Here is a 24049-nt window from a genome sequence, read left to right as displayed (position 1 = left end):
TCATTCTCCTTTACTTATGAAATTTATAATGGACGATACAAAAACTTCCACGCCAATTGGTAATGCATCTTCATCAATCGTAAAACGAGGATGATGGTGAGGATATATAATTCCTTTCTCTTTATTTCCTGCTCCGATAAAAAAGAATGTCCCTGGTGCCTTTTGTAAAAACGCTGAAAAATCTTCTCCAGCCATCGTTGGCTGTAAACGAGTAACTCGTTCCCTTCCATAAAGCTGTAATGCTGTTTGCTCAATAATCTCTGTAACTTCATAATTATTTACGACTGGGCGATATCCATATTCATAAGCAAACGTATATTTCGCTCCATACGCTTCCGTCACATGCTTCACGATCTGTTCAATCCGTTTCTCTGTTTCTTCTCGTAACTCATGTCTTAAACTCCGCACTGTCCCTTCAATCTCCGCTTGTTCTGGAATCACATTATGGGTTGTCCCAGCATGAAATTGCGTAACAGATACTACAAGGGAATCTAACGGGTTCGTGAGGCGAGATACAATTTGCTGAAGTTGCGAAACGACTTGTGTACCGATTGCAATACTATCAACCGTTTCATGAGGAATTCCAGCATGTCCCCCTTTTCCTTCTATTGTAATTTTAAAAACATCCGGAGCAGCCATTGCCGGACCATAAATTATACCTATTTTCCCCACCTGTAACGATGCCCAAAGGTGAGCACCAATAATATAATCCACACCTTCCATTACACCCGCTGTAACCATTTCTTCTGCACCGCCAGGAAAGTTTTCTTCTGCATGTTGGAAGAGAAAACGAACCTCCCCTTTAACCTTCTCTCTTTCCTCTACTAACTTATGTACAACTCCAAGTAATATCGCTATATGCCCATCATGGCCACATGCATGCATCACACCTGGATATTCAGAAATAAAGTCAAATTCATTTTCTTCATGAATAGGAAGAGCATCCATGTCAGCACGAACCGCGATGGTTTTACCAGGTTGCTTACCAATTAATCTTGCCATTACACTATATTTAGTAGGTCTTGACACTTCTAAATGTGGGATTTTCCGAAGTATGTCGAATACAAACTGTGATGTTTTTTCTTCTTGAAAAGATAACTCTGGGTACTTATGAAAATGCCTTCTCCACTCAATCAATTGATTTTTCGATACAACTAGTTCCTTCGCTACATCCATTTCTCTTCTCCCCTTCTTCACCAAGTTAAATGTTATTATAACGTGAATTGTTAGGTTTTGAAAGAATCTTCTGAATTTTCCGTTATAAACATTTAAAAATAAAAAGCCATCAAAAAGATGACTTTTCATTATTATAAAATAGTGATCGCTTGTTTCCCCATTTGATCCCATGCTTTCTCAAACTCTGCTCGTGGAACAGCGAAACGCGGATTGTTTTTTAGAGGATCATTTACATATACAAAGTTTTGATCGTATCCAACCACTACTACACTATGCTCAAAATATGTAATTTTCACTTCACCAGAACTTGTATTCCATGTTTCAAAACTACTTTCAGCTAGCGGCTTAAACGTTGTATTAATAATAACCCATACTGGAGAACCAGAACTAATTACCTTATATAGATCATTCACGTCTCTATCTGTTAAATTAATTACTTTTTCGGAAACATATTTTTCTGCTAAATTAAAGATTGGTTTATTGTACACACCATATCCTGGTTCAGCTTTCGTATAAATATTTCCAACAAATCCCTCATAAGGATTTCCACGCAAACCATCTTGTTCAAATGGAACTCGATGAATTTCACTAGCAAGTTGCATCTTATCTACTTGCACACCTTTATATTGTAGTAACATAGCTAAGCTTGTCACTTCACATCCACGAGGTAATTCTGGTAACTGTTTTATAAACGGAACATTTTCAATCATAGCCGCTTCTTTCATTTCAGATAGAAAATCTAAGCGTAGCACTTGCGCCTTTTGTATAATTTTATCTTTCGCTATAAAAAACGCGGCAGCAAATATAATTCCAAAAACAAAAAGATATTTTAACTTTTTCATTTTAAACAAAACTCCAGTAATTATTATTTTACAGACATACCTTCTATCATTGTACCTTTCTTCTTACTAGTTTGCTAGAAAGATTATGTGAATTATTGTTCACACTTTTACTATCGGGAAAATTCTAATTATTTTTAATAAAGAGAAAAAACAATATACTTTTCTGAATTTTTTTGCTAAAATCGAAATAATTAACATGGTGAAGATATCACTTTGTTAATAAAAACATTCTTAGAGTACTTAGTCATAGTTCGCTTTTTACATACTCCATTCATTTCATAGTAAATAAACCGAGTATGTGTCATATCCCCCACTAATGATTAAAAACTCGGAATGAAAATCAGTTCATACATACAGAAAATAACGGGGTGAGGGGCATATGAATCAACAAGTAGAACAAACAGATTTAAAACGAACAATGAAAAGTAGACACCTATTTATGATTGCACTCGGTGGAGTGATTGGAACGGGCCTGTTTATGGGATCAGGTCAAATCGTCCATAACGCCGGTCCTGGTGGTGCTATTCTTGCATTTTTAGTCGGTGGATTTGTTATGTATTTAACGATGTTATGTCTTGGTGAATTATCCGTTGCTATGCCAGAAGCAGGTTCATTCCAAAGCTATGCAAGCAAATTTATTTCACCTGGTTTTGGTTTTGTTGTCGGTTGGATGTATTGGTTGAATTGGGCTGTTACAGTTGGAGTAGAGTTAACAACTGTAAGTATTTTAATGAAACGCTGGTTTCCAGATGTTTCTTCGTGGATTTGGTGTGTTACATTTGCGGCAGCACTCTTTCTTGTAAACGCTCTATCAGCAAAAGCATATGCAGAAGCAGAATTTTGGTTCGCTAGTGTAAAAGTCGCAACCATCGTTATTTTCATCGTACTGGGTGGTGCAGTTATGTTCGGCCTACTAGACTTTAACGGAAAACCAGCTCCAATGCTTCACAATTTCACTGAAAATGGCGGATTATTTCCGAATGGTGCATTGGCTGTTCTTCTTACGATGATTACAGTGAATTATTCTTTCCAAGGAACAGAATTAATCGGAATCGCTTCAGGAGAAAGTGAGAATCCTGAAAAAACAATTCCAAAAGCAATCAAAAATACCATTTGGCGAACGCTATTCTTCTTCGTCCTAGCCATATCAGTTGTTGTAGGTTTACTCCCGTGGCAAGAGGCTAATCTAGTCGAAAGTCCATTTGTACTTGTATTTGATGTAGCTGGTGTTCCATATGCAGCAGACATTATGAACTTTGTTATTATTACAGCTGTATTATCCGTAGCCAACTCTGGTCTATATGCAAATTCACGTATGCTTTGGGCGATGGCAAAACAAGGAATGGCAAGTCCAGCTTTTACGAAGTTAACTAAAAAGGGTGTGCCACTGAACGCATTAATTTTCAGTCTAATCTTTGCGAGCTTGTCTCTATTAACAAGTATATTTGCAGCAGATACTGTCTTTTTAGTTTTAACATCTATTGCAGCTATGGCCGCTGTCGTAGTTTGGATGTCAATCGCAGCTTCACAGTTTTTCTTCCGTAGAAACTTCTTAAAAAACGGCGGAGACATTAATGATTTAAAATATCGCACACCACTTTATCCATTAGTTCCAATCGTAGCATTCTCACTCAATTTCATTACATTTGTAAGTTTAGCTTTCATTCCAGATCAGAGAATTGCTCTTTATTGCGGTATTCCATTTATGATCATTTGTTACATTTTATACCGAGTTAAATATAAAAAAGTTGTCACATTTGAACAACAAATAAGTCTAAAAAAAGAAGTAAACTAAATATACGAAATATTCAGCTATCTTCCTTATCATAAGATAGCTTTTTTCTATTTATTGGATATCTTGGTATAACTTTATTTATCTTAAAATTTTCACAATCACGTTTTTCACTGGAAAATGGTTTACAATGTTATCAAGTTACAAATGATATTCACCTTAAAAAGCGTGCATTTGTGTCTATTTTTTAACAATATCACAAAAACTATTGCCATCTATAAATTAATAGGTTTATATTGTTTTATTGGCATAGTTTCAATCCAAGGAGAAAGGAGATTTTCAATCGTGCAACTAAAGAAAACGTTTTGGAAGCTGGCTTCGCTTCTTCCGTTATCATTACTTCTGTTCCTCGGTGGCTGTGATAAAAAACTCGCAGTATTAAATCCGCAAGGACCTGTTGCAAAAGCACAGTATGATTTAATTGTTTGGTCATTCTTGCTTATGTCATTAATTATCGCAATTGTATTCATCTTGTTTACAGTCATCTTGATTCGTTATCGTGAAAAACCAGAGAATATGGACTATGAGCCACCTGAACAACACGGTAACACATTATTAGAAATCATTTGGACGCTTGTTCCTGTTATTATCGTTATCGCATTATCGATTCCAACAGTAAAAGCAACTTATGCTTCGGAAGAGGTTCCGAAAGAGTCCAAACATATTAAACCAGTGGAGATTTATGTTACATCTGCAAACTGGAAATGGTTATTCAGTTACCCAGAGGAAAAAATTGAAACCGTTAACTATTTAAACATCCCAGCTGGTGTACCAATTCAATTCAAACTGACTTCTGTCGGCCCAATGAATGCTTTCTGGGTACCAGAACTTGGTGGTATGAAGTACACTATGGATGGCATGATTATGGACCTTTATTTACAAGCTGATAAGCCAGGTTCTTACCTAGGCCGTAGCGCGAACTTCTCTGGTGAAGGATTCACTCACATGGAGTTCGAAGTTGAAGCAAAAACTAAAGAGAAATATGACAAGTGGGTTAAAGAAGTACAACAAACTGCTCCTAAACTAACAGAAGATAAGTACAACGAAATTGTTAAACCTGGTGTAGTTGGTCGTATGACATTCTCTAGTCATCACTTAAGTTATGTTGATCCAAAATCACTTGAATATTGTGATTACAACTACTACAAAAACAAAAAATAATAGCTATAATTCCAACAGATTGGAGTGAACACAGTGAAGCTTGATGAATTCTTTGTCACAGGTGACCCGATTATTTACGGTGCAGACGCTTCTATCGTTCTTGTGACATTAGCAATCATTTTCGTACTAACAAAGTATAAAAAATGGAAATGGCTTTGGGACGAATGGTTAACAACTGTTGACCATAAAAAGATTGGGGCCATGTATATTATCTCTGCGGTTATCATGTTATTCCGTGGTGGTATGGACGGTTTAATGATCCGTGCACAGTTAACATTCCCAGAAACAACTTATTTAAATGCTGAACACTATAACGGAATCTTCACAACACACGGTACAGTTATGATTCTTTTCATGGCGATGCCATTCGTTATGGGATTAATGAACCTTGTAGTACCATTACAAATTGGTGCTCGTGACGTTGCATATCCGTTCTTAAATGCTTTAAGTTTCTGGTTATTCTTTGTCGGAGCAATGTTATTCAACATCGCTTTCGTAATCGGTGGTTCTCCAGACGCTGGGTGGACTTCTTACTTCCCAATGGCAGGTACAGAGTTTACTTCTGGTGTAGGAAATAACTACTACGCAATTGCATTACAGATTTCAGGTCTCGGTACGTTAATGACAGGTATTAACTTCCTTGTTACTATCTTAAAAATGCGTACACCTGGTATGACTTTAATGAGAATGCCAATGTTTACTTGGTCAATCTTAATTACAACAATTATCATTATTTTCGCTTTCCCAGTATTGACAGTTGCTCTTGCATTAATGACATTTGACCGTCTATTCGATGCTCACTTCTTTACGATGGCGAGCGGCGGTATGCCGATGTTATGGGCCAACCTATTCTGGGTATGGGGTCACCCTGAAGTATATATCGTTATTTTACCGGCATTCGGTATTTTCTCTGAAATCATTAGTACATTCTCACGTAAACGTCTATTCGGTTACAGTGCGATGGTATACTCAATGGTTGCAATTTCTTTACTAAGTTTCGTCGTATGGCTTCACCACTTCTTCACGATGGGTGCAGGTCCAGCGGTTAACTCATTCTTCTCGATTTCGACAATGGCGATTTCGATTCCAACCGGTGTTAAGATCTTTAACTGGTTGTTTACACTGTATAAAGGACGTATTCGTTTTACAGTTCCAATGCTTTGGTCATTGGCATTTATTCCAAACTTCGTAGTCGGTGGGGTTACAGGGGTTATGCTTGGTATGGCAGCAGCTGATTATCAGTACCATAACAGCTACTTCCTAATCGCTCACTTCCACTACGTATTAATCGCAGGTACAGTATTTGCTATGCTTGCTGGATTCACATTCTGGTATCCAAAAATGACTGGTCATATGTTAAATGAACGCCTAGGTAAATGGACATTCTGGATCTTTATGAGCGGATTCAACATCTGTTTCTTCCCAATGTACTTCTTAGGTTTAGACGGTATGACTCGTCGTATGTACACTTACTCTGAAAGTCTTGGATGGGGATGGCTAAACCAAATCGCATCTGTTGGTGCGGTAATGATGGGTATTGGTTTCATACTTCTTTGTTACAACGTAATTTGGAGTGCTCGTCACGGTGAACGTGACACAACTGGAGATCCATGGGATGGCCGTACACTTGAATGGGCAACTCAATCTCCTGTACAACATTACAACTTCGCACAACTTCCTGAAATCAAAGAAGCTGATGCTTTCTGGTACATGAAGAAACGCGGAGAAACAGTTACACCAGCAGCAGAAGATATTAAACCAATTCACATGCCAAGTAACTCTGGTGTGCCTATTATTGCGTCTTTATTCTTCGGTCTTGCAGGTTTCGCATTAGTATTTAGCTGGTTCTGGCTTGCAGCAATCGGCGGCGTTGGTATTTTAGCTTGCTTAATCTATCGTTCATTCGATTACGATGACGGTTACTATATCAGTGTTGATGAAATTAAAAAATCAGAACATGTAGCATGAGAGGTGAAATGATATGGCGGCTTTAGACAAAAGCTTACCTTTGGAATATCAATCCGAACAAAGCAGATTGAATATCCTAGGATTCTGGATTTTTCTTGGGGCTGAAATTATGCTGTTCGCAACACTTTTCGCCTCTTATCTAGTACTTGCTGGTCGTACGGCAGATGGCCCAACACCAGCACAACTGTTTGAACTTAAAACGCTTTTAATTCAAACATTACTACTTTTAACAAGTAGTTTCACATGTGGTATCGTAATTCACGAAATGCGTAAGCATAACCAAAAAGCAATGCTTGGATGGTTCATCCTTACATTACTTTTAGGTGCAGGTTTCCTATTCTTCGAAATCGAAGAGTTCATTATGTATATTGGTGAAGGCGCGACAATTCAAACAAGTGCTTTCTTATCTGGATTCTTCGTTCTTCTTGGAACGCACGGAGCCCACGTAACAGGCGGTATCATTTGGGCGATTTGTGTTATTATCCAAATTTTAAAACGAGGTTTAACACCAGTTACAGCTCGTAAAGTATTCATTATCAGCTTATACTGGCATTTCCTTGATCTTGTTTGGGTATTTATTTACACACTAGTTTACTTGAACGGGATGGTGGCGTAAATGAGTCAAAATAACAACCAAGCAAACGGGCATGCGCATAGCGGATTCCCTTGGTCACACGTTTTCGGATTTATTTTATCGCTTGCACTAACGTTTCTAGCTCTATACGTGGCACTTTATACAAACCTGCCACTTTCAACGATCTTAACAACTATTATCATAATGGCTGTTGCGCAAGCGTTGTTACAATTAATTATGTTCATGCACTTAAAAGAAGGAGAAGGAAGAGTTCAAATTCTTACTATGATATACAGTTTCTTCGTTGCAACTGCAACAGTTGGTTTAACTGTATGGATCTTCTTCTCAATGTAATGTACATGAAAAGACTGCTGAGATTTCTCAGCAGTCTTTTTTTATTACTTCCCCTATTACATCCACATTACGGAATTAACAACAGAATCATGAAAAATATACTTATTATGACAAATGTTAAGAAAACTCTTTCTTTATGAAATCGAATCCATATGCGTTGCTTTTCTACCTATTATATGGCTAAATAAGTACTATATTTATTTGAAGGGAGAGAACGCAATGGAACATCACACTTCTGTTCTATCACTTATGGTTGTCGTTGCAATCGCGTTTTTCGTTCCCCTTTTGTTACAACGCTTTAAATTAAAAGCACTTCCTGTCGTTGTTGCAGAAATCATCGCAGGAATCTTTGTAGGTAAAAGTGGGTTTAATATTATTGAGCCAGATATGTGGCTTCAAGTCTTATCAACACTAGGATTTATCTTCCTTATGTTTTTAAGCGGTTTAGAAATTGATTTTTCTATCTTTAAACAAAAAGGGAAAAAGAATACGACAAACGAACCGAACACATTTCAAGCAGCAAGTATTATCTTCTTCTTTATTTTCATCTTATCTTATGCCCTATCATTACTATTCGTATGGCTAGGATTTGTAGATAATGCAATGTTCATGACTTTAATTATTTCAACTATTTCTTTAGGGGTTGTCGTACCGACATTAAAAGAGAATAACTTAGGAAAAACGGCAATCGGACAAATCATTTTATTAGTCGCTGTTATTGCAGATTTAGTTACAATGATTTTACTCGCTGTATTCGTCGGATTAAATTCTGAAAGCGGCCAAAGCATGTGGCTCCTTCTTCTTCTATTCGGCGCTGGTATTGTTATTTACTTCGTTGCAAAACGCTTTAAAAACATTCCATACTTAGATAGCTTAAAAGCTGGTAGTGTACAAATTGATACACGAGCTGTTTTTGCACTCATCTTAATATTAGTTGGGTTATCTGAATCCGTTGGAGCTGAAAATATTTTAGGTGCCTTCTTAGCAGGGGTACTCGTATCATTATTATCACCAAATGAAGATATGGTTGAAAAACTAGATTCTATCGGATATGGTTTCTTCATTCCTATTTTCTTCGTAATGGTCGGTGTAAATTTAGAGGTTTGGTCTATTTTTAAAGAACCTTCTAGCATGCTAATGATCCCAATTTTAATTGTGGGACTCTTTATCTCGAAGCTGCTACCATCACTCGTTTTACGAAAATGGTATCCACGTAATATCGTACTGGGAAGTGCCATCTTATTAACATCAACACTTTCTTTAGTTATTGCTGCTGCACAAATTGGTGAAAAACTAGGAATCATCAGTCCAAGTTTATCTGCTTCGCTTATTTTAAGTGCAGTTATTACTTGTATTTTTGCACCTATATTATTTAAAAAGATGTTCCCAAAAGTAGAAACATCAAAACCAAAGGTTTCTATTATTGGCGCGAGCAGAATTACCCTTCCGTTATCACTTGATTTAAAACGAGAAGATTATGACGTAACGCTTTATATGATGCGTCAAAATAAAATAAATGATGAGGAAGCAAAATCACATGACTTCCCTATCGTAAAATTAGATGACATCACAATCGCATCATTAACTGAACAAACAGCATTTAACGCAGACCGCGTTGTTGTTGCAACAAGTGATGATGAGCAAAACTTATTATTAGCAGAACACGCAAAAGAACTAGGTGTTGAACATGTTATTGCAAGCGTAGAAGATCCACTTCTACAAGAAAAAGCAACACAAGAGCATATCGCTGTATTCTCAACAATTAACTCTACACGTATTCTATTACGTGCACTTATTGATAAACCGAGTCTCGTTCGCTTAATTACAACAGCTAACGAAACGGTCCGTGAAGTTGAACTACGAAGCAATAAATATAACGGCGTGGCACTTCGCCGCCTTCCTTTTTTAGGTGATGTACTAGTCATTCAAATTTATCGTGGGAATAAAGCATTAATTCCACATGGTGATACGAGACTACAGCACGGTGATACATTACTTGTAACAGGTTCAAAAGAACATATCGATACACTAAAAAGCATATTAGAATAGAAAATGCCCCTCACATAATTGAGGGGCATTTTTTTCCATTTCATATGGTAAAATGTAACTATCACATATTATGAGGGTGGATCACATTATGTCTATTGTAACTTTAGCTCTTTTATTATTAGCGGAAATACTCGTTGCCATTATTCTCATCGGTGTTAGTATTGAAATTTGTAGTTACGGATGGAAAAAATCGAATGGAATAAAATATTCGTGCCTCCTACTTTCACTCCTTCTTGGAACTGCTAGCATACTCGGACTTCTCGCCGCACCTGCCTATTTCTTTATACAATTAACAGAAAAAGCCTTATAAGAAAGGATGTTAATATGATTACCGTGAAAAATATTGAGGGATCTGAAACTTACGTATTACGTCAAAAAATTTTGCGCCCCAATCAAACATTAGCAGATTGTAAATATCCTTCCGATTATGAAACAGACACCTTCCACTTAGGTGCATTTATAAACGATGAACTAATTAGTATCGCTTCCTTCTCAAAAGAAATATATCCCGACTTACCAACGGGTATTCATTATCGTCTACGAGGAATGGCAACATTACCTGAATTTCGAAACAACCGTGCTGGAAGCTCCTTAATTCAGAAGGCGGAACAAGTCTTGCAAGAGCGTCAAGCAAATATATTATGGTGTAATGGCCGAATTACTGTAGCTGATTATTACAAACGCTTAGGCTTCCAGGAACATGGTGAAATCTTTGAAATTGAACCGATTGGCCTTCATAAAGTACTATATAAAAGAATATAAGAAAAGCTTTCCGCAATACGGGAAAGCTTTTCTTATATTTCAATCTTCACTTCTTATTCTCTTCATATATATGTATATAAACAAACTAGGCACTAAAAAACAAGCAAACATAATAAGTCCTGTCATACTAATTTCCTTCATCGAAATATCCGGTGTTACAACGATACAAATGGCTAAAATCCCAATAATAATACCTACCGGAATAAAGTGAAACTTTAATCAGTGGGGGTTTTGTTCATCCCCCACTGATTATTAGTTGAACCAATCGGGCTTTTACGGGCAGTTGATCCCCCACCTAACTTCTTTGCTTCCCCTGAATTTTGAGGTGGGGGTCTTACTGCCCGTTAATGCGGGATAAATAATAACTTCATAAAATAACTACGTGATACTCCGCCCGTATGCTCATACACTTCCACTGAATTTTTCAGATTTAAAAAGTTAATAACTACTATCCCACACATAAATACCCTTAATAAATCCGAAACACTTTCATATCCTGCACCTTGCAAAACGTAGCGATAAAAAACAATACCTAGTATGACAATATTTTGTAAGATGAAAACGAGTCTAATATGTTTTAGCCTCTCAATCATTAAGCGTTCATCTTTCACGATTCTCATCCTCTCACTCCTTTTCCTCCCAAAATAAATCATTCAAAGTTTTATCTACTGCATAACAAATTTTCAAACATAAATCTAAAGACGGGTTGTATTTCCCCTTCTCAATTAAACTAATCGTTTGCCTTGTAACGCCTACTTTTTCTGCTAATTGTTGCTGTGTTAAATCTAACTGAACACGCGCGACTTTTATTTTACTTACAGCCATTCATGTTCCTCCTCTATCTATATTGTAACATATATATTCCATTAAGTAATTTATATTTTACTTATTTGACTATAACTTCACTTTATCCCGCTATTTATAAGCAGGAACATCCCTACCTCAATATTCGGCTAGAACAAAGTAGTTACGTGGGAAATTAACTGTCTCCACTGATTATAGTTTCACTTTATTATACACAAAAAAGGAGCCTCTCATAAGAAGCTCCCTCTCCTATATCTATATTATAAGAATAAATGACATCCAAATAAAATTGTAAATAAGTAGAGTAACGGATGTACCTCCATCCCTTTTCCTTTCACAATTTTTAAGACTGGATACACTAGAAATCCAATTGCAATTCCATTCGCAATACTAGACGTTAACGGAATACCAACGAAAATTAAAAATGCTGGTAACGCATCATCAAATTCATTCCAATTAATATCACGAAGACTTTGCGCCATTAAACTACCTACAATAATTAATGAAGGAGCTGTAATAGCGGCTACGCTTGATAAAGAAGCAATGACAGGGCTGAAGAATGCCGTTATAATCGTTAGACCGACTACTACAATACCTGTTAATCCTGTTTTACCACCCGCAGCAATACCAGCTGACGATTCAATCGTCGCTGCTGTTGGGCTTGTCCCAAAGATAGAGCCTGTAGTCCCACCAATTGCATCCGCAATAAACGCTTTACCAAAACGCTTCTCTGTATTATCTGTAATTAAACCTGCTTGTTTAATTAAACCCAGTAATGCACCTGTTGTATCAAATAACAGTACAAGTAAAAATGAAAATACAACACCGTATAATCCGTATTCAATTACATCTGAAAAGGCGTTGATTGGATTTGAAACGATAATTCCCTCTGGTAAATGAGGCATCGCAACAATTTTATCCGTAAACTTCAGTTGCCCGGTAAAGAAGGCTATAATTCCTGTCATAATCATACTAATAAATAATGCACCGCTCACACGTAATGCCATTAATACCGCCGCTAAAATTAAACCAATTAAAGTTAAAATAACGGCTGGAGAATGGAAGTCACCAATCGTAACTAAGTTAGATGGATGATCAACGATAATTCCAGATAGACGTAATCCGATAAAAGCAATAAATAACCCAATTCCACCTGCAATCGCATGTTTTAAACTGTCAGGAATTGCGACGATTAGCTTTTGTCTAAACGAAGTGAAAGATAATAAAAGAAAAATGATACCTGTTACAAATACTGCTGAAAACGCAATGACATATGTAATCCCCTCTGCCTGTTGAACAACAGAATAAGCAAAATACGCATTCATTCCCATAGCTGGAGCAATAACAATTGGATAGTTAGCTAAAAACGCCATACATAGCGTCCCTACAACAGTCGCAATAATAGTTGCCGTAAAAGCTTGATCAAATGGTACACCTGCATCAGATAATATTTTCGGATTGATGACAAGAATATACGCAAATGTAAAAAAAGTTGTGATGCCAGCTAAAAGCTCTTGCTTCACAGAAGTGTTATATTTTTGTAATTGAAACATGGTTATGTACCCTTCCTACATCTGAATTATTATCACACATTCTCTTCTTACTAGTATGTGAGAAAATATAATACTTAATCTTAACAATCAATAAAAAGAAGAGTCAATATATTCACTAATAGTTCGAATTTTAAGTTTAAGTCTGACAAGCACAGATATAGTACAGTTCATACTGATTATTTTTGTAGCACAACAGATAGAAATGTTTTATAATTTGAAATAGTTAAACATTTAGCAAACGCATTCAAATATCGTTCACTCTACAAGGGGGATTCTTCTTATGCAGCACACAAACAAATCTGGAACTTTAAACCGTGGTTTAAAAGAACGACATATTACTTTAATGTCACTCGGTTCAGCTATTGGCGTTGGACTATTTTTAGGATCTGCTTCTGCTATTAAACTAGCTGGTCCTTCTATTCTACTAGGTTATATGATTGCTGGACTCGTTATTTTTTTCATTATGCGAGCACTCGGAGAAATGGCAATTGAACAACCTGTTGCTGGTTCTTTTAGTAAATATGCTTATGATTACCTTGGACCACTAGCTGGCTACATTACCGGTTGGAACTACTGGTTCTTATGGGTTGTTACTTGTATGGCTGAAATTACAGCAGCTGGCATTTACATGCAATACTGGTTCCCAGATATCCCGCGCTGGACTTGGGCTTTACTCGCTCTATTATTAATGAGTGCTTTCAACTTCTTATCTGTAAAAGTATTTGGAGAACTTGAATTTTGGTTTGCTCTCATTAAAATCGTCACAATTATCTGTATGATAGTAGTTGGAGCTGGTATTATTTTATTCGGATTCGGAAACGGCGGTATCGCTACCGGTATTTCAAATCTTTGGTCACATGGTGGCTGGTTCCCAAATGGTTTTTCTGGATTACTACTCTCCATGCAAATGGTGTTATTCGCTTATTTAGGCGTTGAACTAATCGGCGTTACAGCGGGTGAAGCGCAAAATCCGAAAAAAACACTCGCAAAAGCAATCGATAATGTATTTTGGAGAATATTACTGTTCTACGTTGGGGCTCTATTCGTTATGATGGCAATTTATCCATGGAACGAACTTGGTGAGAAAGGCAGTCCATTCGTATTAACATTCCAGCAAATCGGTATTGCAAAAGCAGCAGGAATTATTAACTTTGTCGTATTAACAGCAGCTCTTTCTTCTTGTAATGGTGGTTTATTTAGTACAGGCCGTATGCTGTATACATTAGCTCATCAGAAAAAAGCTCCTGAAAGATTCGGTCGTTTAAATAAAAATGGCATTCCAAGTCAAGGAATTATAGCAACAGCTATCGTTTTACTCGTCGGTGTTATATTAAACTATCTTGTGCCCGCAAAAGTATTTACATGGCTCACTAGTATTTCAACTTTCGGGGCAATTTGGACTTGGGGTATTATATTAGTCGCTCAAATTAAGTTCCGTAAAAGTTTGCCTACGCAAAACAAACAAAAGTTATCGTATAAAATGCCTTTATACCCATTAAGTTCATATTTCTCACTCGTTTTCCTTGCACTCGTATTAGGTATAATGGCGTATTCAGAAGATACAAGAATTGCATTAATTGTTGGACCAATTTGGCTTATTGGTTTAACTATCGTGTATTACATGAAAGGTTTTCATAAAATTGATAAAGCACCTAATTCAAAAATTAGTTAAACAAAACATCCCTTTCTTATTACTTGGAAGGGATGTTTTTAAATCTATATAAATATTTCTCAACAAAATTCACGTTATTTTTACAAATTTTTAATATTTTTTATGTTTTCCGTCTTTATTTTTACAGAAAAATAAATTACATTATTAAAGCACATATATTTATTATTAGGGGGATTCTTCTATGAAGAATAAAAAATGGATTACATTTTCTTTAGCAACAGCAATTACACTAAGTATAGGGACTTCGTTCATACCGTCTACTTATGCAGAAAGCTCTGTAGACCCAGCTCCTGAAATTGCTGCAAAAGTTGTAAATCAAAACAATGGGAAAAAAGTATTATTCGATAATACACACGGTCAAACTGCCGGAACTGCTGACTGGGTTATTGATGGTGGCTTTTCTGATTTCGGAAATGGTATTGCTCAAAACGGCTATCATGTAAAAGAACTACGTAAATCAACACCAATTACATACGAAGATTTAAAAGACTACAATGTGTTTATCGTTCCAGAAGCAAATATTCCTTACAAAAAATCTGAACAAGATGCTATGTTACAATACGTGAAAAATGGCGGTAGTATCTTCTTCATTGCCGATCATTATAATGCAGATCGTAATAAAAATCGCTGGGACTCTTCTGAAGTATTTAATGGATATAGACGCGGCGCTTGGGCTAATCCTGCAAAAGGAATGTCTACTGAGGAAGTAAACTCACAAGCTATGCAAGGAGTAGAAAGCTCTGATTGGCTATCTGACAACTTCGGTATTCGCTTCCGTTACAATGCAATCGGTGATGTTTCCGCTAAAAATATTGTGTCACCTGAACAATCGTTTGGAATTACAAAAGGTGTTTCATCTGTAGCAATGCACGCTGGTTCAACTCTAGCAATTACAAATCCAAAACTAGCAAAAGGACTTGTTTACCTTCCAGAAAACCCGTCAAAATGGAATAACGCTGTTGATAGCGGTGTTTATAATGGCGGGGGTGTTGCAGAGGGTCCTTATGCTGCTATCGCTAAAGTAGGACTTGGAAAAGCTGCCTTTATCGGTGATTCTTCTCCTGTTGAAGATGCATCGCCAAAATACGTTCGTGAAGATTCTGGTCAAACAAAGAAAACTTACGATGGATATAAAGAAGAAAACGATGCTATTTTACTAGAAAACATTGTAAATTGGCTATCGAATAAAGAAACATTCACAAGTTTAGATCAAGTAAATGGTTTACAACTTGATTTACCTACTACTTTACAAACATTTGAACAACCAAGCTTATCAACTGAGCCACAACCTGAACCTTGGAGTGCGCCAAATGCAGGTTATCAATGGTTTAATACAAACACTTTCAAACCAGGTTCATACGGTTATAACGGTGCTGTAACAGCAAACGACTACGTAGTTACACATCCTAGCACTCTACCAAACAATGAAGTGTTCAAAATGAAAATTCAAGTAAATAACTTATTACCAAACACAACATACGATAATTACTCTTTAGGTATCTTCACGACTGGTGGTACACAAGTAGCAAAAGTTCAAAATACAAATGGTACTTGGCCATCTACTTTCGGATATAGTAGTGCATTCTCTTTCACAACAAACAGCTTAGGTTCTGCTGAGAAAATTGTAAATGTGCAAATCAATCCAAATACGACTGGACAAGCAACGCTTCGTCTACGTCAAAATACAACAGCGAAATACAGTGAAGCTGTAACAATTGATAAGAAATAATGAAAAAGGCAATCCGGATATGGATTGCCTTCTTTCTACTTCTCTTCTTTTGAGAAAAACATTCTTGAAATAACGATACCTATACTACCTACTATTAAGAATAACACCGCCCTGATCATCATCGATACTTCTGGTAGGTCCAAAAGGAATAGCTTCCCTATCGTTACAACTAAAACGACTAATCCAGCATACAATATTTCATTCATATGTTTATTCCGTCCAAGCCAAACTGCAAATAAAGCATATACCATCCATAATAATGATACAGATACGCTAATTATGCTTCCATCTGTAGAAAGAACTTCACCAACTCTAGTAATTGCAATAAATACGATAACCATAAACCAATAGAGCGCTATAGAATAAACATATTTCCCGAAACTCTTTAACAGATCTTTCGCTTGTTTCATGCAGTAATAAAATGTAACTATTAAAATAATATGAGCAACAAACCCAGCTGAAAGGAAATAATCAAACGGACTAAAAATAGTCTGTATCATTCCAATCGCATAAATCGTCGCACTAACATACAATTTTATTTGTTGTTTTACTTTAATAGCAGTCACCATACCCAGGAAACCTTGTAATAATAATACAATCGCTGCATTCACTAAACTATACTCATATAAAATAGCTAAACTAAATGCACCCATTGCGAAACCAAATAAAAGATTGGTAAATGTAGAGTGTCGATTCTTCCTATATTCAAACACGAACATAATAGCATGCACAAGCGCACTAATCATTAATCCCCATGTTGTAAATTCGGGTATTTTTGAAATGGCTAATATAAAGAAAACTGCATTCGCACTAAATATCGCCAAGCGTGGTTCTAATATAAAACTTCTCTCCGTAAACATATGCCAAAATAATAGTAAGTGAATTAAACCATAAACAACCGTTAACTGTACTTGCAAATCCTTTACTAACATTGACATAATAGCAAAGAAGACAAAAAGGACAATAGCAGCAACAGCATAAGAAATCATATATAAATACTGATAACGATTTTTCAGCGCATACCATAATAAGCTAAGTGTTAGTATCGTCTCATATCCAAAGAAAATATACGGATTAGGAGTCGTACTATTTAATAAGAATGGCACGAAGAAAGCTCCTACTGCTACGAAAATAGTAAGATATTCCGATTGATACCTCTTCGCTACATAAATACCTAAAATGACCCATGCAATATTACATACAAATGCAACACTTGCTGGAATAAAGCCATATAAATAATGTGCCGCAAATGTCGTTAAAACTATACCCGTTATACTTCCTCCTGCTAATACTAATCCTAACGCTTGCCGCTCTCGTTTAATTTGAATATCCCCTATATAATAAAAAACAATTGATAGGACAATACCGAACACAATTCGTATTGCTGGCGTTAATAATCCAGCATCTACCCCTGCTTTAAATAACCAGATTACTCCAAGTAACATAATACCGACAAATATACGTGGCAACCACGTTTGGCAAAACTGAATAATATTAAATGATTCTCGTTTAAAAGCAGATATATCTACTTGTTTTACCTCAAGTTCTTGCACAGGCTCTTTTATTGTAACTACTTCTTCTTTTCTTTTTTCTTCCGTTACCGTTTCAATATGTTCTTTCTTTTCCTTACTAACATGTTGCTGGGCATTTTCTACTTCTATTTCTTTTTGTTTTGCTTTCAATTCAAAAAGTGCCTCTTGCATCGTTTCAATTGCCGTTTCGAGCGCTTCTATTTTCTTATTTAAATCTTCCTTCATACACTCCCCCCTCACCGTTCATTCGAAACCTATATATTACCAATTATCTTTATCATACTCTTAGTCTATTCATTTTCAATACCATTTTTCCAAAAAAAAGAAAGGCGTTCTCCAAAATAGGAAAACACCTCTTACTTATTTCTTCTTATTGAAAACACTACTCACTATAACACCAATACAAACACCTATAATAGCTGGAACAATCCATCCAACACCTTCTGCATAAAACGGAATGTATTTCAATACTGATGTCCACTGATTCATCATCACATTTTTATTGAAAATATCGATTGCACTAAATACTGCTACAATCCCAACAGTTACTGCATATACGTATGCATACTTTCCAATATACTTATGGAATAACCCTAAAATAATAAGCGTTAATGCAACTGGATAAATAAATCCAAGAATCGGTACTGATACTTTTAAAATTTGTGTTAATCCTAAATTAGCTAAAATCATACTAATACAACTTAATATAAATGCCCAAACTTTATACGCCACTTTCGGAAATGCACTTACGAAAAATTGACTACAAGATGTAACAAGTCCAATTGAAACACATAAGCACGCAATCGTAAAAATAAGACCTAATAAAACGACTCCGCCTTGTCCAAATAATGTAGTCATCACTTGCGCTAACACTTTCGCTCCATTATCAAATGTCCCTAATGATCCACTCATTGAACCAACATATCCAAGTATGACATAAATAATAGATAATAATAGTCCTGCTCCAATTCCAGCAATACTCATATATTTCGCTAACCCTTTATCATCTTCAATACCTTTTGCACGAAGAGCATTTGCAATAACAATCCCGAAAATTAAAGCTGCTAATGCATCCATCGTTAAATACCCATCTAAAAACCCTTGGAACATAGGAGCTTGTCCATAGTTTCCAGCAGCCTCTTTTACATTACCTACCGATGTAAACATGCTCTTTATAAAGATAAGGCCAATCATAGCTAATAATAATGGTGTTAAAACCTTTCCGAACAACCCCATTAATTTAGATGGCGATAAACTTAACCAGTACACAATACTAAAGAAAATAACCGTATAACATAATAAAACTACGCTTCCCGCTTCTGGGAAGAATTGACCTGGCCCCATTTCAAAAGCTAAACTTCCTGCACGTGGTATACCAAGTCCTGGTCCAATGAATACATACACGATACACGGAAAAATAATGGCGAATGAAGAATGAACCCTACCCGCTAGCGCTTGAAAACTTCCTGCTTTTGCAATCGCAATAACTCCCAATATCGGAAGACCTGTTGCTGATATAATAAACCCTACTAATGAAATCCACACATGTTCTCCTGCTTCATACCCAAGGAAAGGTGGAAATATAAGATTCCCCGCTCCAAAGAACATCGAGAATAACATAAGACTAATAAGTAAAATTTCTTTTTTCTGTAACAATTTCATTTCTTTCTCCTTCTTTAATTTCACCTTTCATGAAATCCATTTCACATATAAAAAAGTGCAATAAACCGCTTCTTTACAAAGAAAACATAGTCCATAGTCTAACATAAAAGAAACACTCATTCTATAGCTATATCTCTTTTCCAATTTCTTCTGAAAAATCAACCTTTATTGACTTATAATAGTTAATAAGGTAAAATATTAAATATACAAAATTATTAACTTTGTTTTTGTTTGTGTCAGGAGGAAAATAACATGGAATCAGCGATACAACTAGAAAGAGAACAACAAAGAAAAAAGAAACATCCTCCAGGTTTATACTTACTCTTCTTTACAGAAATGTGGGAAAGATTTAGTTACTATGGATTACGAGGATTATTAACATTATATTTAACGACAGCTTTAGTAAGTGGTGGTCTTGGGTTTAGTCCTGCATGGGCACTCTCCATTTACGGATTTTATACTGGAGCCTGTTATTTCACACCAATGATTGGTGGATACTTAACAGACCGGTTCCTAGGTAGACGAAAAGCGATCACAATTGGTGGTATAACAATGGCAATCGGTAACCTTACACTATTTGCCTTGCAAAACCAAGTCGGCCTATACCTCGGATTAGCGCTTATTATTATCGGTAACGGATTCTTCAAACCGAACATCTCTACACTGGTTGGGGAATTATACGAAGAGAACGATCCAAAACGTGATAGTGCATTTACTATTTTCTATATGGGTATTAACGTCGGATCATTTTTAGCTCCACTCGTTTGCGGATTTTTATCAGAAAATTTATTCAAAACAACAGTTAATGGCGTTGTACATTACGGATTCCGTTACGGTTTCTTAGCCGCTTCAATCGGAATGATTATTGGACAAATTTTATTTACAACACTATCAAATCGCTTCCTTGGTGATATCGGTAAAAAACCAACTCGCGATTTGCAAGCAGCTGCTGGACAACCATCAGTAGGAGATACACCGTTAACAAAAAAAGAAAAACAACGTACTGCAGTTATCGTCATTTTAACATGCTTCGTTGTCTTCTTCTGGGCTGGCTTTGAACAAGCTGGTAGCTCATTAACATTATATACAAACAAATTTGTAGACCGCTCTGTGTTCGGATGGGAAGTTCCAACATCTTGGTTCCAATCGGTCAATCCATTATTTATTATTTTACTTGCTCCAGTCATTTCAGCATTATGGGCAAAACTTGCAACTCGCAAGCGTGGGGATTTAAAAATCCCAACAAAAATGGGACTTGGTATGATCTTGCTCGGTATCGGTTATATCATTCTCGTTATCGCTACATTAAAAACTGGTAGTGATGAACATAACATTACAGAAAAAGCAAACTTACTATTTATCGTCTTTACGTATCTTTTCCACACGTTAGGTGAGCTATTCCTATCACCTGTTGGACTTTCAATGGTTAGTGCTCTTGCCCCAGTAAAACTTGCTTCTTTATTAATGGGAGTATGGTTAGCAAGCTCAGGAATCGCCAACATTTTAGGCGGACAACTTGCAAGCTTCACAACTTCACTTGGATATGCTGAAGTATTTACCGTAATCGGAGCTGTAGCAATTGTATTAGGTTGTGTTTTATTATTAATTTCTAAAAAATTAGTGAAATGGATGGATTAAAAAAAGATGAGGGGAAATCCCTCATCTTTTTTATGCATTCTTACCTTTTTCTATCGCTTGTTCGTACAGCTCTTTATGTTCTTTATATTCACTTGGCACAAAATTCTTATAGAAGAATGCAAGCCAACTGTCTCCTTTTTTATATCCTTCTTCTCTAATTTCTGCTGCTTTTTTATTTGATTTAAATCCTTCAATAAACCATTTCTTTAACGATTCATTTTTTTCATACTTAGCAGGAACTTTCAAATCATAGTTTTCAAATGCATACTTATAGCCAGTCTTTTCTACTGCTTTTTTTGTAGACTTATAACCCTTTTCATAAGCTGTTTCATACGCCTTCACGTACACATCTTTCTCTCTATTTCCAGGGTTCTTTCCAGCTAGTTCTTTACCTGCCTTTTCCCCTAGTTCAGCTTGCTCTTTTTCAATTTTTTCTGTTCTTTCTTTATTCCCTACTTGGAAACCTTCTGCAAAGTTTGGCTTAAACTCTGGAGCAATTTGACTATCTTCCATCGTCTCTTGTGCTAAACCTTGCTCTTTTCCTTTTTCAAAATGCGTTTTCTTCTGCTCTTCTAAAGACCAAGATGCAGCATAAGCAATTTTGAATGCTTCTTTATATGTATCTGATTTTCCAGCTAAATGTGATTCCACATCATTTTTCTCTGCTTTAAAATCAGTCTCTCCACTCTTTTGTCCCTCAAGCTGCCCTTTTTCCATATCAGCTTGACGCTGTGCTTCCTCTCGCTTACGTGCCTCTTCTGCTTTTCTTTGTTCTTCAGCTACACGTTGTCTCTCTTCCTCTGCCTTTCTTTGTTCCTCCGCTACACGTTGTCTCTCTTCTTCAGCTTGACGCTGCGCTTCTGCTTGTCTTTCAGCTTCTACAGCACCATTATTATTTTGACTAGGAGCTGGACTTGTTGCACCACTACTAGAAGCTGGTTTATTGTGATAATGATATTCCCCGTACTGCAATCCCCATTTTTCACAATTTGTACGACACGTATGTCCCCCATTAGCATCTGTACGCCCTGGATGCGCATAGGCTGAAACCGGAACTACCAATAACGCTACACTTGTTGTTAAAAGAAGTTTCTTCACCTGTTGTTTCACTCTTGTTCCTCCCAAAGTCTTGAATTCTAACTTTATTATACATAAATAGAGAAATACTTAAATACCAACCAAAATATTCTATTATTTCTCAACATTAGTAAAAAAGAAGGTCAACTCTTTAAAGAGTTGACCTTCTTTTTTACTTCTTCGCCTTCGTTCCTACTAAATCACCAGCAACAACGTAACGCTTAGAATTATCCTTCACAGATACACATGTAATAAGCGTTATTTCATCTTTCCCATGATCCTCAACAACTTCCCACTTATCAGGAGTTACTTCAGATACACCAGTAACCGCATATTCATATTCGTTTTCATTATCATACAAATAAATTTTGTCACCTTTTTTTAAAGAGGCTACATCACTAAATAAAACACCTTTTTTAGACATATTATGTCCTGCTAATGCATAGTTCCCTTTTCCCATTACTTGATTTTCTTTTACTGTTGCTGCACCAGATAATAGATTTTTCTCAGTAGAAGATTTTAAAACAGGAAGTTCTAATGAAACACTCGGGATCGAAATACGACCAATTACTTGTTTCTTATCTAATGATGCATTCGCCACTTCTGCCAAGTCTGGCTGATTAATTTTCGAAGCATCTACAAATTCCGTCTCATGTTTTTCATAATCCATCTTTTGAACAGCCTGCACATTTTCAGTCTGTTTCTTTTCAGCCTGATATCCATCATAAAATGGCTTTCCGATTAACACACCACCTACAACAAATAGAAGGATTGCTACTATACTATAAATTCTTTGCTTATTCATATACAATTCCTTTCCCATACAAAATCTTACTCTATATAAAATGATAAGATAATATTGCTATATGTACAAGTATAAGCTAAAAAGAAACCTTCTTGCCGATGCAAGAAGGTTTTTTTCAAGCGATTTTATTTCGATATAAGGATACGTGGAAAATTGTCATTTGAATAAAGAAAATACTAAATGCAATATATATTGGATATGCAGGAATATATAGATTAGCAATTGGAGAAAGCGTTAAAAAACCAACCGCACAAGGCAACACGTACCATAGTGACATAAATGTAGTACGACAAGCCTTTTCTGTAATTGCCCTTTCCCGCTCGTCTTCTTGAGGGAATAATAGTGGAAACATCCAATATGATAGCTCTTTATATTTTTTCTTTTGAATTTTATAAAGAACAGTCGATACAATACCAAATATTAAAAGTAATCCTAGTGGCATTAAACTCACCGTCACTTCAAATGGTACCCTCTTCGTTTGAATAAAATTAGCAACTTCGATAGTAAAATAATACAACTCAATAAATGCCCAACCTGCTAATACCATTAAAAGTACATTCAACATATAGGAAAATACAAGTCTATTCATCCTCTTTCCCCTCCTTATTTAAAACAAACACATCTTCCATCTTTAACTGAAATACATCGCAAATCATAAGCGCTAATAATAATGAAGGAACATAATCCCCTTTTTCAATTGCAGCAATCGTTTGTCTCGTCACTCCAACCTTTTCTGCTAATACACTTTGCGAAAAATTAAACCGAGCTCTTAATTCCTTCACTCTATTTAAAATGGTCAAATTTACCACCTCTCATTTATATTGTATGCTAACCTTAACAAAATGTAAACTCAACTTAACATTATTTTCATAAAAAAATCCAACTTTACGTATTGTAAA

General features: G+C 36.0%; 21 protein-coding genes and 1 pseudogene. 11 read left to right on the top strand and 11 right to left on the bottom strand.

Going from position 1 to position 24049, the window contains the following annotated elements:
• Complete coding sequence (locus AAG068_RS03640) at positions 1-1176, bottom strand: amidohydrolase (RefSeq protein ID WP_342718159.1); 1176 nt, start codon at positions 1174-1176, stop codon at positions 1-3.
• Between the two features lie 131 nt (positions 1177-1307).
• Positions 1308-2018: a C39 family peptidase gene (locus AAG068_RS03635; protein ID WP_342718157.1), complete on the bottom strand. Its 711-nt coding sequence runs from the start codon at positions 2016-2018 to the stop codon at positions 1308-1310.
• 379 nt (positions 2019-2397) lie between these two features.
• Between AAG068_RS03635 and AAG068_RS03630 the strand changes: the two genes are divergently transcribed.
• The 8 genes from AAG068_RS03630 (at position 2398) to AAG068_RS03595 (ending at position 10678) form a co-directional block, all read left to right on the top strand.
• Positions 2398-3813, top strand: coding sequence for an amino acid permease (locus AAG068_RS03630; RefSeq protein ID WP_306187745.1), 1416 nt, complete (start codon positions 2398-2400; stop codon positions 3811-3813).
• Between the two features lie 282 nt (positions 3814-4095).
• Positions 4096-4971 (top strand): cytochrome aa3 quinol oxidase subunit II, encoded by an 876-nt coding sequence (locus AAG068_RS03625; RefSeq protein ID WP_048527849.1) that lies wholly within the window; start codon positions 4096-4098, stop codon positions 4969-4971.
• A gap of 33 nt (positions 4972-5004) precedes the next feature.
• Positions 5005-6939, top strand: coding sequence for a cytochrome aa3 quinol oxidase subunit I (gene qoxB, locus AAG068_RS03620; RefSeq protein WP_342718151.1), 1935 nt, complete (start codon positions 5005-5007; stop codon positions 6937-6939).
• Positions 6940-6952: 13 nt separating this feature from the next.
• Positions 6953-7555 (top strand): cytochrome aa3 quinol oxidase subunit III, encoded by a 603-nt coding sequence (gene qoxC / locus AAG068_RS03615; protein WP_000729315.1) that lies wholly within the window; start codon positions 6953-6955, stop codon positions 7553-7555.
• Positions 7556-7867, top strand: coding sequence for a cytochrome aa3 quinol oxidase subunit IV (gene qoxD, locus AAG068_RS03610; RefSeq protein ID WP_000081349.1), 312 nt, complete (start codon positions 7556-7558; stop codon positions 7865-7867).
• 219 nt (positions 7868-8086) lie between these two features.
• Complete coding sequence (locus AAG068_RS03605) at positions 8087-9916, top strand: monovalent cation:proton antiporter family protein (protein ID WP_342718145.1); 1830 nt, start codon at positions 8087-8089, stop codon at positions 9914-9916.
• A 70-nt stretch (positions 9917-9986) separates the two neighbouring features.
• Positions 9987-10226, top strand: coding sequence for a DUF4022 family protein (locus tag AAG068_RS03600; protein ID WP_098669161.1), 240 nt, complete (start codon positions 9987-9989; stop codon positions 10224-10226).
• A 14-nt stretch (positions 10227-10240) separates the two neighbouring features.
• Entirely contained in the window at positions 10241-10678 is a 438-nt protein-coding gene (locus AAG068_RS03595; RefSeq protein ID WP_342718143.1) for a GNAT family N-acetyltransferase, read from the top strand.
• Between the two features lie 350 nt (positions 10679-11028).
• On the opposite strand, the pseudogene AAG068_RS03590 reads toward AAG068_RS03595, so the two are convergent.
• The 3 genes and pseudogenes from AAG068_RS03590 to AAG068_RS03580 all read right to left on the bottom strand — a co-directional run.
• Positions 11029-11298 (bottom strand): annotated as a pseudogene (locus tag AAG068_RS03590) (hypothetical protein); the annotation flags it as partial.
• A gap of 4 nt (positions 11299-11302) precedes the next feature.
• Positions 11303-11503, bottom strand: coding sequence for a helix-turn-helix transcriptional regulator (locus AAG068_RS03585; protein ID WP_000301182.1), 201 nt, complete (start codon positions 11501-11503; stop codon positions 11303-11305).
• A gap of 239 nt (positions 11504-11742) precedes the next feature.
• Entirely contained in the window at positions 11743-13035 is a 1293-nt protein-coding gene (locus tag AAG068_RS03580) for an NCS2 family permease (protein ID WP_342718074.1), read from the bottom strand.
• Positions 13036-13315: 280 nt separating this feature from the next.
• On the opposite strand from AAG068_RS03580, the gene AAG068_RS03575 reads away from it, so the two are divergent.
• Together AAG068_RS03575 and AAG068_RS03570 are read left to right on the top strand one after the other, a co-directional pair.
• Entirely contained in the window at positions 13316-14707 is a 1392-nt protein-coding gene (locus AAG068_RS03575; RefSeq protein ID WP_342718072.1) for an amino acid permease, read from the top strand.
• A 181-nt stretch (positions 14708-14888) separates the two neighbouring features.
• The gene (locus tag AAG068_RS03570; protein WP_342718070.1) at positions 14889-16436 is read left to right on the top strand and encodes a DNA-binding protein; all 1548 of its coding nucleotides are present in this window, start codon (positions 14889-14891) and stop codon (positions 16434-16436) included.
• 35 nt (positions 16437-16471) lie between these two features.
• Here the strand turns inward: AAG068_RS03570 and AAG068_RS03565 are convergent, their stop codons facing one another.
• Positions 16472-18193 (bottom strand): DUF2339 domain-containing protein, encoded by a 1722-nt coding sequence (locus AAG068_RS03565; protein ID WP_342718068.1) that lies wholly within the window; start codon positions 18191-18193, stop codon positions 16472-16474.
• A gap of 135 nt (positions 18194-18328) precedes the next feature.
• Positions 18329-19630 (bottom strand): branched-chain amino acid transport system II carrier protein BrnQ1, encoded by a 1302-nt coding sequence (gene brnQ1 / locus AAG068_RS03560; RefSeq protein WP_342718066.1) that lies wholly within the window; start codon positions 19628-19630, stop codon positions 18329-18331.
• A gap of 252 nt (positions 19631-19882) precedes the next feature.
• On the opposite strand from brnQ1, the gene AAG068_RS03555 reads away from it, so the two are divergent.
• A complete protein-coding gene (locus AAG068_RS03555) occupies positions 19883-21268 on the top strand; it encodes a peptide MFS transporter (protein ID WP_342718064.1) in 1386 nt (461 codons plus the stop codon).
• Positions 21269-21298: 30 nt separating this feature from the next.
• Here the strand turns inward: AAG068_RS03555 and AAG068_RS03550 are convergent, their stop codons facing one another.
• The 4 genes from AAG068_RS03550 to AAG068_RS03535 all read right to left on the bottom strand — a co-directional run bounded on the left by AAG068_RS03550 (position 21299) and on the right by AAG068_RS03535 (position 23950).
• On the bottom strand, positions 21299-22378 hold the full coding sequence (locus tag AAG068_RS03550) for a YHYH domain-containing protein (protein ID WP_342718062.1): 1080 nt from the start codon (positions 22376-22378) through the stop codon (positions 21299-21301).
• A gap of 139 nt (positions 22379-22517) precedes the next feature.
• Positions 22518-23150: a class A sortase gene (locus AAG068_RS03545; protein ID WP_048527835.1), complete on the bottom strand. Its 633-nt coding sequence runs from the start codon at positions 23148-23150 to the stop codon at positions 22518-22520.
• Between the two features lie 115 nt (positions 23151-23265).
• On the bottom strand, positions 23266-23739 hold the full coding sequence (locus AAG068_RS03540; RefSeq protein ID WP_342718057.1) for a DUF2178 domain-containing protein: 474 nt from the start codon (positions 23737-23739) through the stop codon (positions 23266-23268).
• A complete protein-coding gene (locus AAG068_RS03535) occupies positions 23732-23950 on the bottom strand; it encodes a helix-turn-helix transcriptional regulator (RefSeq protein WP_000154008.1) in 219 nt (72 codons plus the stop codon). Before AAG068_RS03535 ends, AAG068_RS03540 begins: the two co-directional genes overlap by 8 nt.
• Positions 23951-24049: the final 99 nt, after the last annotated feature.

Source organism: Bacillus paramycoides (assembly GCF_038971285.1).
Lineage (GTDB): Bacteria > Bacillota > Bacilli > Bacillales > Bacillaceae_G > Bacillus_A.
This window is presented reverse-complemented; position numbering and strand designations above follow the sequence as displayed.

What these genes read in the sequence shown, in the direction of transcription:
- AAG068_RS03580 (WP_342718074.1), bottom strand. Translation starts at nt 13,035, where the DNA reads ATGTTTCAATTACAAAAATATAACACTTCTGTGAAGCAAGAGCTTTTA.
- AAG068_RS03570 (WP_342718070.1), top strand. Translation starts at nt 14,889, where the DNA reads ATGAAGAATAAAAAATGGATTACATTTTCTTTAGCAACAGCAATTACA.
- AAG068_RS03545 (WP_048527835.1), bottom strand. Translation starts at nt 23,150, where the DNA reads ATGAATAAGCAAAGAATTTATAGTATAGTAGCAATCCTTCTATTTGTT.
- AAG068_RS03555 (WP_342718064.1), top strand. Translation starts at nt 19,883, where the DNA reads ATGGAATCAGCGATACAACTAGAAAGAGAACAACAAAGAAAAAAGAAA.
- AAG068_RS03640 (WP_342718159.1), bottom strand. Translation starts at nt 1,176, where the DNA reads ATGGATGTAGCGAAGGAACTAGTTGTATCGAAAAATCAATTGATTGAG.
- AAG068_RS03565 (WP_342718068.1), bottom strand. Translation starts at nt 18,193, where the DNA reads ATGAAGGAAGATTTAAATAAGAAAATAGAAGCGCTCGAAACGGCAATT.
- qoxD (WP_000081349.1), top strand. Translation starts at nt 7,556, where the DNA reads ATGAGTCAAAATAACAACCAAGCAAACGGGCATGCGCATAGCGGATTC.
- qoxC (WP_000729315.1), top strand. Translation starts at nt 6,953, where the DNA reads ATGGCGGCTTTAGACAAAAGCTTACCTTTGGAATATCAATCCGAACAA.
- AAG068_RS03540 (WP_342718057.1), bottom strand. Translation starts at nt 23,739, where the DNA reads ATGAATAGACTTGTATTTTCCTATATGTTGAATGTACTTTTAATGGTA.
- AAG068_RS03600 (WP_098669161.1), top strand. Translation starts at nt 9,987, where the DNA reads ATGAGGGTGGATCACATTATGTCTATTGTAACTTTAGCTCTTTTATTA.
- AAG068_RS03595 (WP_342718143.1), top strand. Translation starts at nt 10,241, where the DNA reads ATGATTACCGTGAAAAATATTGAGGGATCTGAAACTTACGTATTACGT.
- AAG068_RS03605 (WP_342718145.1), top strand. Translation starts at nt 8,087, where the DNA reads ATGGAACATCACACTTCTGTTCTATCACTTATGGTTGTCGTTGCAATC.
- AAG068_RS03635 (WP_342718157.1), bottom strand. Translation starts at nt 2,018, where the DNA reads ATGAAAAAGTTAAAATATCTTTTTGTTTTTGGAATTATATTTGCTGCC.
- brnQ1 (WP_342718066.1), bottom strand. Translation starts at nt 19,630, where the DNA reads ATGAAATTGTTACAGAAAAAAGAAATTTTACTTATTAGTCTTATGTTA.
- AAG068_RS03585 (WP_000301182.1), bottom strand. Translation starts at nt 11,503, where the DNA reads ATGGCTGTAAGTAAAATAAAAGTCGCGCGTGTTCAGTTAGATTTAACA.
- AAG068_RS03575 (WP_342718072.1), top strand. Translation starts at nt 13,316, where the DNA reads ATGCAGCACACAAACAAATCTGGAACTTTAAACCGTGGTTTAAAAGAA.
- AAG068_RS03630 (WP_306187745.1), top strand. Translation starts at nt 2,398, where the DNA reads ATGAATCAACAAGTAGAACAAACAGATTTAAAACGAACAATGAAAAGT.